Origin of the sequence: Psychrobacter sp. Sarcosine-02u-2 (genome assembly GCF_002836335.1) — a bacterium.
Classification (GTDB): Bacteria; Pseudomonadota; Gammaproteobacteria; order Pseudomonadales; family Moraxellaceae; genus Psychrobacter; species Psychrobacter faecalis.
The window spans coordinates 1-10,849 of record NZ_PJBX01000156.1 but is presented as its reverse complement, the minus strand read 5'-3'; the positions used below and the strand labels follow the sequence as shown (position 1 = coordinate 10,849).

Sequence of the window (10,849 nt, the reverse complement as noted above, 5' to 3'; positions counted from 1 at the left end):
CCATGCTGACCTATAAAGCAGACTGGTACGGCAAAGCGCTTGTCAAAATAGACCGATGGTATCCATCGTCTAAGACTTGCTCAAACTGCGATCATCTACTGAATAAAGCTGAATTACCGCTATCGGTCAGAACATGGGATTGCCCAAGTTGCTTGCAGCAAAATGATCGAGACATTAACGCCAGTATCAATATCTTACATCAAGGATTGTTACTGGCTAAACAATCAAAAACTGTCGGTGCGACAGGGTTAGCTTAGTTGATTCGCTTAACCGCTGATACAGAACACCGTGTCAAGTAAGAGCGTTACCTAAGAAACCTCTATTTCAAAGGTAGTGGGTAGTTCATTTTGTTATGCTAAATAGCTTTTATTTATTTGCCCTATGAGCTTTGAGGGCTTGTATACTTTTTTCACTTTTAAATTTTTCTTATTCATATTGTTATTATTCAACTATTTTTAATCGCTGATATCGCTTTATAAGGAATGCTGTATGTGTGCTGTCCCTGTCATTATCCCCGCTATCGATTTAAAAGATGGTAAATGTGTGCGTTTAAAACAAGGTCGTATGGAAGACGATACGGTATTTTCTGATGATCCAGTCGCTATGGCGGCGCGTTGGGTCAATGAAGGCGCGCGTCGCTTGCATTTAGTCGATTTAAATGGCGCATTTGATGGCATCCCAGTACACAAACAAGTGGTCAATGACATTGCCAAAGCTTTCCCCAAGCTGCCGATTCAATTGGGCGGCGGTGTGCGCAATATGAAAACCATCGAGCAGTATATTAGCGCAGGTTTGACCTACATTATTATTGGTACTAAAGCTGTGGAAGATCCTGACTTTGTGACCGAAGCTTGCCGTGAGTTTGCTGGACACATTATTGTTGGTATCGATGCCAAAGATGGCATGGTTGCCACGCATGGTTGGGCAAATGTGACCGATACTAAAGCCACCGAGCTTGCCAAGCGTTTCGCTGATGTTGGGGTATCGTCAATCGTTTATACCGATATCGCTCGTGATGGTATGATGCAAGGCGTTAATGTCGAGCAGACCGTCAATTTAGCACGTGAAGGCGGCTTACCAGTGATTGCCTCAGGCGGCGTCACCGATATGAAAGACATCGAATTGCTCAAACCTTATGGTGATTGTATTGAAGGAATTATCACTGGGCGCGCGATTTACGAAGGCACCTTAGACTTGGGTGAAGCGCAGCTTTATCTAGATGGTAAATAGTTTTTAGTCGCCATATCCAGAGAGCGTTATTGAAAATGTGATATAAAGCTAGAATAATAAAGGGATACTTATGGCAGCGTATGTTGACCAGCCTGAATTGCGTAGGCTACGCAGATGCAGCAAGCTAAGCCAGTTACGCATCATAACAAAGGCCTGTGCTCAGCTATTGTTGCTATTAAGTATCTTTTTAAGCGTTCTTTTAAGCATGCCAACTTATGCGGCTACAGACAGCAGCACAAGTGAAAATATTGTACCCAATAATGAGGCTGCTGAAGATAGTACAGCTGACAGTGAGACCAGCGCTCAGACGCCTAACGCGCCAGCTATTAACGCCCCACCTGCCAATGAGCCAAATAATAGTCTAAATAGTGCCATCACTATTAGTCCTGCTACGCCAAGTACTTCTGATACTGAGCCCGCGCCAGTTGAAAAACCGCCGGTTATCAGCGGTGAAAGTACCAATAATGCCCAAATCGAAACCACGCCAACGCCGTTAAAAGACAACGATATCCAGCAACGTATCAGTGGCATTTTTTCAGAAATTGACGGCTTACAAGCAGTAAATGTCAGCGTCAACCAAGGGGTTGTGACCTTAACCGGTGAGACGCCTAACGAGAAAAAAGCGCAGCAAGCGATTAATCTAACCAATCGCTTAACCGACGTAGTGACAGTAGAGGATAGAATCAATCGCACCCTTGATGTTCAAGATAATGTCTCGACCGTTTATCAGAGCCTCAAAGCGCAAACCAAAAACCTAGTCAAAGCGTTGCCGCTACTACTTGTAGGGATTGTTTTATTTGCCTTGGTGACGTGGTTTGGCAGTTGGTTATCCAATCGGCAAAAAATGTGGCAACGTCTTACGCCAAATCCCTTTGTCGCAGAGTTGCTTGCCCAAACCGTTAAAGTCATTTTTATCGTTTTCGGTCTTATCTTAGCGTTAAGTTTGATTGGTGCCGAGACTATCTTGGGCACGCTGCTTGGGGGCGCAGGTGTGATCGGTATCGCCGTTGGTTTTGCCGTCAAAGACACGATAGAGAACTATATTGCCTCGCTCATGCTCAGTATCCGCCAACCGTTTCGCGCCCGCGATCATATTTTGATTAACAATCAAGAAGGCATCGTGGTACGCCTAACCTCACGCGCGACGATTTTGATGACTTTAGATGGTAACCAGTTACGTATCCCCAATGCCGAAGTCTTTAAAGCGACGATTTTAAATTACACCAAAAACCCCGAGCGCCGTTTTACTTTTGAATTAGGCGTAGATGCCAATGATGATCCGCTCGCTGCGATCAAGGTAGGTATCGATGCCATCTGTCAGTTGGGATTTGCCTTAGATAAGCCAAAAGTCACGGCGGTTATCAAAGAAGTCGGCGAGTCAAATATCGTTTTACAGTTCCAAGTATGGGTCAATCAATTGGAGGCAGATTTTTCCAAAGCCCGCAGTATTGCCATTCGCGAAACCAAGCATGCCTTAGAAGATGAAGGTTTTACTTTACCCGAGCCCATTTATCAGTTGCGCCTTAACCATAAGCTAGAAAAAGCCTTTGAGCATTTCCAAAGCAGTCAAACGAACGGTAAATCCCCAGCGGAAACGACGGTAACGCCGCACATTTCTGCAACTGATAAAGCGTTTGATGAATCTTCTCCCACTGACACTAGCATTGAAGATAAAGATAAGAAACAAGCGAAGGCGCGGGCCAAGCATATCTTACAAGGTCGCAATGCCGACGAAGTACTCGATGCGCGTCCTGACCAGAAACTAATGGAAAAAGTTGAGCAAGAAATTGCCGAAAATTCAGATGAAACCGACTTATTAAGTAACAACAGTCCGCAAGAATAGCCCACAAGAGTGGCGTTGAAGATTACCTATTAAAAAGTGATTACTAACTATAAAAGTCGGCATAAAAAATGCAACGAAACGTCTATCTACCTTTTATCGACATAGACGAGATATTTTTTATGCAAATCAAACATCTGATTATTTTTGCTTTGGCTGGTATCGTTATTCTCGCAGGGTTTAATATGATCAGCGGCAGCCAACGTGAAAAAAATAGAGAAGCGTTAGCCGCTAGTAGTGTCGCAGAACAAACTGACATTAACGTAGCTGAGGGTAATACTTCAGATATCGCAAGTCAGCCATTAGGGCAGCAGCCAAAAGCTATTCTTGATAAAGCAAGCACGCAGATAGAACAAGCGGAGCAGGTCAGTCAACAACGCAGCGAGCAAATCGCTAATACGCAATAGGAGCTTTAAACCTTAGAGTTATTATTGTTTAGAATTTTAAGGCTGAAATAAGTGGCGTCTTAATAACAGCATCTAATTAATCGCCCTTTAACGAATACAAAAAAAAGACTAACGATAACGTTAGTCTTTTTTTTAATCTTAACATTTAGGCAGCATTAGCTTTTTTTGCTGGTGCCTTTACCACGGCTGCTGCTTCTTTTAGAAGGGGTTTTATTCGCCGAAGTTTTGTTAGCAGAGCTCTTACCAGACGAATTGTTCTTTGGCTGATCGCGTTTGGTTTGATTCATTTGGCTTGCTTGTAGCTTAGCTTTAAGATCAAAGTCGATTTGTAGCAGGTCCATATTAACGCCCGCTACTTTTACGCGAACCAAGTCGCCAAGCCCAAATACCGTGCCTCTGTCTTTACCAATAAGCTGCTGTTGCTGCTCGTCATAGACAAAGAAGTCGTCGCCAACGTTGGAGATGTGCACGAGACCATCAATATATAAGTCGGTCAAAGTCACAAATAAACCGAAGCTCGTCACAGTCGTCACCACGCCATCGAACTCTTCGCCGACATGATCTTTCATATAATGACATTTGAGCCAAGATTCCACGTAACGCGATGCTTTTTCGGCGCGGCGCTCCGTATCTGAGGTTTGCGTGCCAGCCTCTTCAAGCGAGAAATCCATTACTGGCTGCTGGCTATTAGTCACTTTCGCTTTAATGGCGCGATGCAGCATTAAATCAGGATAGCGGCGAATCGGCGAGGTAAAGTGGCTATATTCGTCATAAGCGAGACCAAAGTGTCCGATATTGTCAGGCGCATAGTTCGCTTGCATCATCGAGCGTAGCAGCATGCTGTGGATGCTAATGGCGTCAGGACGGTCTTTGGTTGCTTCGATAATCCGCTGATAATCTGCTTGCGTTGGGCTTTCTTCTGGGAAGCTTAAGCCAAAGTTTTTGGCATATTCATGAATGCGCATTGACTTTTCGCTATCAGGCTTATCGTGGTTACGATATAAGACAGGCAACTCATGTTTTAGGGCAAAGTTTGCTGCACAGGTATTGGCAAGCAGCATACATTCTTCGATAAGCTTTTGCGCATCGCCGCGCGTACGCGGTAAAATCGCTTCGATGCCACCTTTTTCATTAAACTTGATATATGTTTCGACTGTTTCAAACTCCATGGCATGGCGTTCTTCACGTTTTTTCAGCAGCAGCTCATACAATTGATGTAAGGTATCGACCGATTTTTTAACATCTTTATTAGCCGTTAATGATTCGGGTACGCTTTTATCTTTTGGATTGGCAAGGTAAGCATTTACTTGGTTATAAGTCAGGCGCGCCTGTGAGTGCATAACGCCCGGATAAAACTCATACCCTGTGACTTTACCGGCGCGCGATATCTTGATATCGGCAACCATACAGAGACGGTCAAGGTTAGGATTCAATGAGCATAGACCATTAGACAGGACTTCTGGCAACATCGGAATCACGCGATGCGGGAAATACACTGACGTACCGCGCTCGTAAGCATCTTTATCAAGTGGCGAGTTTGGTGTGACGTAATAGCTTACATCAGCAATCGCCACCAACACCCGATAGTTACCGCCCGAGCGTTTTTCGGCAAACACTGCATCATCAAAGTCGCGCGCGTCTTCACCGTCAATAGTAATGAGAGGTAAATCGCGCAAGTCTTTCCGACCTTTCAAGTCTTTTTCAGTCGGTTCTCGATAGCTATTGGCCTGCTGTAGCGCGGCTTCACTAAAGTCTGACGGGATATCATAGTTGAGTAGAGTCGTCTCAATAATCAATTCACGGTCATTATCATCAGATAGCACTTCAGTGATTTTACCAGTGGCAAACTCGTGTTGGTTTGGCCAATCGATAATATCGACTTTGACTGGCGCACCTTGTTTGGCATCTAACGCTTGCACGTTTTCTTCAGTGACGGTAATCGGCTGATGGTTATTTGGGCTACCAAGCTCAACGCAATAACCTTCTTCATCGTGCGCCAATGTACCAATAAAGTTGTTTTGGCGACGCTCAACGATATCGACAATACGCCCTTCGGTACGACCGCGATTATCCGTAGAGGTACCAACCGCTTGTACGGTATCGCCATTAAATACCCAGCGCATCTGCTTTTCATGCAAAAACAAATCAGGCATATCGCTCAATATCACGAAGCCAAAGCCTTTAGGGTGAGCTGACACGGTGCCAGTGACGATATCGTGTTCGGTTACAGTGCGATAGCGATAAGGACGCCCGTCACGGTTTACTTGCCCATCGCGCGCCATTGCTTTTAGGCGATTGCCCAAAGCGTCAAATTGGTCAGGGTCATCAATATTAAAGGCTTTTGCCAATTGTTGATGCGTGACTTCACCGTATTCATTAATCGTACTGAGTATCAGTTCGCGACTAGGAATAGGGTTAACGTATTTTTGTGCCTCACTCGAGGCGTTTGGATCATTCCAACTCATAAATTACCGTATCTATTTTTTAAAATTATTAATAAGTGCTATCTTAACACGAACGACGCCGTAATATCTTCGGTCAATTGTCTTATGTGTATCAGATAGCAAGCAGCTGCTAGCTTGTATCGCTAAGAGCATTCGACATGCAAGCCCAATCAAATATCAATATCGACCGTATTTGATTGATTGGTTATCTTTTTAGTATTTAATTCTTTCGACACTTCTAATACGGTCGTTTGATTCGATTTATCGAGATATTTCTGCGCTTTATCAACTTCGGCTGTCAGAGTGTTAACCGTTTGCTTCATATTTTCTAACGCCTCGATTTTATAATTGCTAATCATATCCATCGTTTCATAGACGTTATTGAAGGCGTTTTGGAGTTTATCAAGCTCAATCGTGCTACTGGTTGCCTGCTCATGAATCTCAAGCGATTGACGTTTGAGCATCGCAGAGGTCGATTCAATCAAGCTGCTGGTGGTTTTATTTAGCGCGGTGATTTGATCGAGTACCAGTTTTTGATTGGTCATCGCCTGAGCAACCACCACCGCGGTACGTAGCGCTGAGATCGTCGTCGTCGTCGCGCGATCCACGCCTTTAATAAGCTCTAGGTTGTTTTTGCGAATGGTATCAAGCGCTAAATATCCCTGAACGTTTACCGCCAATTGCGTTAAAAAGTCAGTATTTTTTTGCCGTACATAAAACAGCATTTCTTCTTTAATGATGCGTGCTTTTTCGGGGTCAGTGGCTTCAACGGCATACACCTTTTGCTCAAGCTGCTCGTCGATTTTTTTACCAACATAAATATATTGGCGAATCGATTGCATCAGCTCCCACATGTTAACTTTTTCTTGCTCGATCATGGCATTGTCTTTGAGCAGTTCGTCTTTACCATTATAAAGGCTGGTCACCACAGCATTAATATGCGATTGCGCTGACTCATATTGACGGAAATAATCTTGCACTTTATTACCAAATGGAATCAGACCGAAGAGCTTGCGTGAGCTGGTCAGCTCTTTTTTGCTCGGATCCAAATCTTCGACAATGCCGCGCAGCTCGGTCAATGACTTGGCGATAGGTGAGTTATCAAACAAGCTATCATTAAGACTTTTTGCTGGTAAATCGAGCATACGGTTTGACACTTGTGCCGATTCGCGAATTTCTTTATTACCTAAATTATGGATAGATTGGACGTTTTGCTGAAACTCAGCGCTGTGTACTGAGTTGTTAATCACGTGATCGACAAAGGCATCGACTTTAGCATCAAGTTCAGGAATCTGGCTTTCGTCCAGTTTCACCATTTGATCCGCTTCGCTTTTTTGAATCTCTTTCACCGGTTCAGGAGCGGTTAAGGTGATGCTAGGCGTTGAGGCGTTTTCGGGTGGGGTCAATTCTTGCATAAAATTTCCTATAATATCTAAAAAATGGGATTCTTTACCGACGACATTATTTATCAATGACACTGTTCATTAACTATTAATTGTTAACGAACAACAGTTTTTGCTAAGCGCTTTTATAGCCGTGGTTTCAATTGTTTTTATTACCCAATAATTTTTATTCGAATGAGATATGTGTAACGAGATGACCTTTAGATTAACTGGTAATGAAAAGGTTGAGAAGATGGGTTTTGTAAACTGAGGTTGATAAAGCGTTTATAGAGAAATTTGGCTCATCGTACTCAGATTCTTTTAATGCATGTATTTAGAGGTAAATATGAAAAAACCATCAATATCCCGGAGTATATTGATGGTTAAGATTATAACTATCTATTATTAACGATTTGTCTGTGTTAGTTAATCATTTATATTAACTAACACTCATATCGATTTACAGCCACTACTCACTATAATCTATCAAGGGATTATTTTTTCTTAGTAGGCCCAAGCAGCATACCCATTTGACGGCCTTCCATCTTAGGGTACTGTTCGACGTTTGAGATATCAGCGGTATCTTCAATGATACGATCAAGTTGTTTACGACCAATCTCTTGGTGAGCCATTTCGCGACCACGGAAGCGGATACTGATTTTAACTTTATCCTGATCTTCCAAGAAGCTGATGATTTTTCTCAGTTTGACCTGATAATCGGCTTCTTCGGTGCTAGGACGTAGCTTCATCTCTTTTAGCTGGGTCTGTTTCTGATTCTTCTTCGCTTCTTTCGCTTTCTGCTTTTGATCATAGAGAAAATGTTTATAATCCATGATTTTGCATACTGGCGGCTTGGCTTCAGGAACCAATTCGACCAAATCTAGGTTTTCATCACGCGCCGCTTTCATCGCGGTTTCGATATCGACCACGCCCATTTGCTCGCCGTCTTCTTTAACCAAACGGACTTCTTTAGCATTGATATCTTCGTTGATGTTCAAACGGTTTGACTGTTTAATAGGTATTACTCCTCATCTGTTTTTGGGGTCTGTCGGCCTTTTTTGCTGACAGCAGTCTGTACTAAGCTAATAAATTCTGCAACACTCATGACGCCGAGGTTTTCACCTTCACGAGTTCGGACATTAACACTGCCCGTTTCAACCTCTTTATCCCCCAATACTAGCATATAGGGAATGCGTTCTAATGTTTTCTCTCGTATCTTAAATCCAATCTTTTCGTTACGCAAGTCACTCGTTGCTCGCAAACCTGCATTTTTTAGCTCACGCACCACATTTTCACAAGCGTCGGCTTGTTTATCAGTGATATTCATCACCGCCACCTGTTGCGGCGCAAGCCACACTGGCATCCAACCGGCGTAGTTTTCAATCAAGATACCGATAAAACGCTCAAATGATCCTAAGATAGCACGGTGCAGCATAATGGGGGTTTCGCGCTCGTTTTGCTCATTGACAAATTCCGCATCAAGGCGCTCAGGCATGTTTGGATCAACCTGAATCGTACCGCATTGCCACACGCGACCCAAGGAATCCTTTAGACTAAACTCAATCTTTGGACCATAAAATGCGCCTTCACCCGGTAGATATTCCCAATCAAGACCTGAGCTATCAAGGGCATCTGCCAAGGCTTTTTCAGCAAAGTCCCAAGATTCATCGCTACCGACACGTTTTTCAGGACGGGTTGAGAGCTTCATAATGATATTAACAAAGCCAAAATCTTCATAAACTGCCAGGGTCAGTTTAATGAAATCAGCGACTTCTTGCTGGATTTGCGCTTGGGTACAGAAAATATGCGCATCATCTTGCGTGAAACCGCGTACACGCATCAAACCATGCAATGAGCCTGATGGCTCGTTACGATGACATGAACCAAACTCTGCCATACGTAGCGGCAAATCACGATAAGACTTTAAACCTTGGTTAAAGACTTGAACGTGACACGGGCAGTTCATCGGTTTTACCGCATAATCACGGTTTTCGCTTGAAGTGGTAAACATATTGGTCGCATAGTTGCCCCAATGGCCTGAACGTTCCCACAAGCTGCGATCGACGATTTGCGGCGTTTTAATCTCTTCATAACCATGATCATGTTGAACCCTACGCATATATTGCTCAAGTACCTGATAAATCGTCCAACCATTGGCATGCCAAAACACCATACCCGGCGCTTGCTCTTGCATATGGAACAGATTTAACGCTTTACCAATTTTACGGTGGTCACGTTTTTCCGCTTCTTCAATACGTTGGATATAGGCTTTTAAATCTTTCTTATCTGCCCATGCCGTACCATAAATACGTTGCAGCTGCTCGTTCTTAGCATCACCGCGCCAATAAGCACCTGACATTTTGGTCAGTTTAAATACTTTTAAGAAGCGCGTATTTGGTACGTGTGGACCACGGCACATATCGACATATTCTTGATGATGATATAGACCAAAGGCTTCTTCACCCGGCATATCATTAATCAGTTTCAGCTTATAATCTTCGCCGCGTTCTTCAAATATCTTAATGACCTCATCGCGAGGGGTCATTTTTTTGATGACATCATAATCTTGCTTAATCAGCTCCATCATGCGTTTTTCAATTTTTTCCATATGTTCAGGTGTAAATGGCGTCTCACTGTAGATGTCATAATAAAAGCCATCTTCAATAACAGGGCCAATGACCATTTTTACGTCAGGATAAAGCTGTTTTACTGCATGACCTAATAGGTGGGCACATGAGTGGCGAATAATATCGACACCGTCAGAGTCTTTTGGCGTCACGATTTCAACTTTGGCATCATGAGTGATAGGGTCGTGAGCATCTACTAAGTGACCATCAACGCGTCCCGCGACCGTCGCTTTCGCCAAGCCCGCTCCAATACTTTGCGCCACTTCCATGACCGTTGTATTGCCTTCAAAGTTTTTTACGCTACCATCGGGTAAAGTAATCGCTACCATAATCTATTCACCTTTTTGGGTCCGTTGGCAGTGATGATTGCAACCATCAATCATATAACCGTAAGACCGCGTCAATTATATCTAACCGCTATGATATGTTGAAGAAATAGGCATTAACGACAAGCACCATACCAAAACTTATCTTACGTAGTATGCTAATAAAGCAATCATCTGACGACAGATAATCAAACCACTATAATATAGAGTGGTTTACTTATTAATAAGGATAAGCAGCAGTGCTCTGCAGTAATGTCATAAAAGCCGCTATTATAGCAAACGCTGTCTATTAACACTAGATAGCTGCGGCGAGGTCAACTTCTATATATAGGTGCACTTAGTATCAATATCAATAGTGTTGAATATATACCTATATAAGCCCAGCAATGTAATGCATGGTTTATAAATGTCTTATAAAGCTTACTAATAAGCTTTATAGCAAATAAGGCTTAAACATTCAGGCATGTCTAGAGAATAATCTTCTTTGGTTTAATATCTGATTTTTACTAAGCTATTGAAAAATATGGTTTGTTTACCGTCTTCTAAAATAAATTAAGAAATCTATCGAAAATCGGTTGACACCTAATTAAAAC

General features: G+C 43.0%; 8 protein-coding genes. 4 read left to right on the top strand and 4 right to left on the bottom strand.

Annotated features, from left to right (window positions below):
• From CXF58_RS06610 to CXF58_RS06595, 4 genes are all read left to right on the top strand, one after another.
• Window positions 1-257 (top strand): zinc ribbon domain-containing protein (locus CXF58_RS06610; protein ID WP_102076950.1); only part of this gene is annotated, 257 nt, incomplete at its 5' end.
• Between the two features lie 232 nt (window positions 258-489).
• Window positions 490-1,230 carry a 1-(5-phosphoribosyl)-5-[(5-phosphoribosylamino)methylideneamino]imidazole-4-carboxamide isomerase gene (hisA, locus tag CXF58_RS06605; protein WP_068408306.1) on the top strand — a complete coding sequence of 247 codons (741 nt, stop codon included), beginning with the start codon at window positions 490-492 and terminating at the stop codon, window positions 1,228-1,230.
• Window positions 1,231-1,435: 205 nt separating this feature from the next.
• Window positions 1,436-3,073, top strand: a complete 1,638-nt coding sequence (locus CXF58_RS06600) for a mechanosensitive ion channel family protein (protein WP_227678753.1) — start codon at window positions 1,436-1,438, stop codon at window positions 3,071-3,073.
• Window positions 3,074-3,192: 119 nt separating this feature from the next.
• Complete coding sequence (locus tag CXF58_RS06595) at window positions 3,193-3,477, top strand: hypothetical protein (protein WP_102076948.1); 285 nt, start codon at window positions 3,193-3,195, stop codon at window positions 3,475-3,477.
• Between the two features lie 155 nt (window positions 3,478-3,632).
• Here the strand turns inward: CXF58_RS06595 and rnr are convergent, their stop codons facing one another.
• The 4 genes from rnr to thrS form a co-directional block, all read right to left on the bottom strand.
• On the bottom strand, window positions 3,633-5,942 hold the full coding sequence (rnr, locus tag CXF58_RS06590; protein ID WP_102076947.1) for a ribonuclease R: 2,310 nt from the start codon (window positions 5,940-5,942) through the stop codon (window positions 3,633-3,635).
• A gap of 149 nt (window positions 5,943-6,091) precedes the next feature.
• Window positions 6,092-7,336, bottom strand: a complete 1,245-nt coding sequence (locus tag CXF58_RS06585) for a toxic anion resistance protein (RefSeq protein ID WP_068408298.1) — start codon at window positions 7,334-7,336, stop codon at window positions 6,092-6,094.
• A 461-nt stretch (window positions 7,337-7,797) separates the two neighbouring features.
• On the bottom strand, window positions 7,798-8,301 hold the full coding sequence (infC, locus tag CXF58_RS06580) for a translation initiation factor IF-3 (protein WP_068408295.1): 504 nt from the start codon (window positions 8,299-8,301) through the stop codon (window positions 7,798-7,800).
• Window positions 8,302-8,324: 23 nt separating this feature from the next.
• Window positions 8,325-10,259 carry a threonine--tRNA ligase gene (thrS, locus tag CXF58_RS06575; protein WP_102076946.1) on the bottom strand — a complete coding sequence of 645 codons (1,935 nt, stop codon included), beginning with the start codon at window positions 10,257-10,259 and terminating at the stop codon, window positions 8,325-8,327.
• Window positions 10,260-10,849: the final 590 nt, after the last annotated feature.

Coding starts and splice junctions, on each gene's coding strand:
- hisA (WP_068408306.1), top strand. CDS start 490: ATGTGTGCTGTCCCTGTCATTATCCCCGCTATCGATTTAAAAGATGGT.
- CXF58_RS06585 (WP_068408298.1), bottom strand. CDS start 7,336: ATGCAAGAATTGACCCCACCCGAAAACGCCTCAACGCCTAGCATCACC.
- CXF58_RS06600 (WP_227678753.1), top strand. CDS start 1,436: ATGCCAACTTATGCGGCTACAGACAGCAGCACAAGTGAAAATATTGTA.
- thrS (WP_102076946.1), bottom strand. CDS start 10,259: ATGGTAGCGATTACTTTACCCGATGGTAGCGTAAAAAACTTTGAAGGC.
- rnr (WP_102076947.1), bottom strand. CDS start 5,942: ATGAGTTGGAATGATCCAAACGCCTCGAGTGAGGCACAAAAATACGTT.
- CXF58_RS06595 (WP_102076948.1), top strand. CDS start 3,193: ATGCAAATCAAACATCTGATTATTTTTGCTTTGGCTGGTATCGTTATT.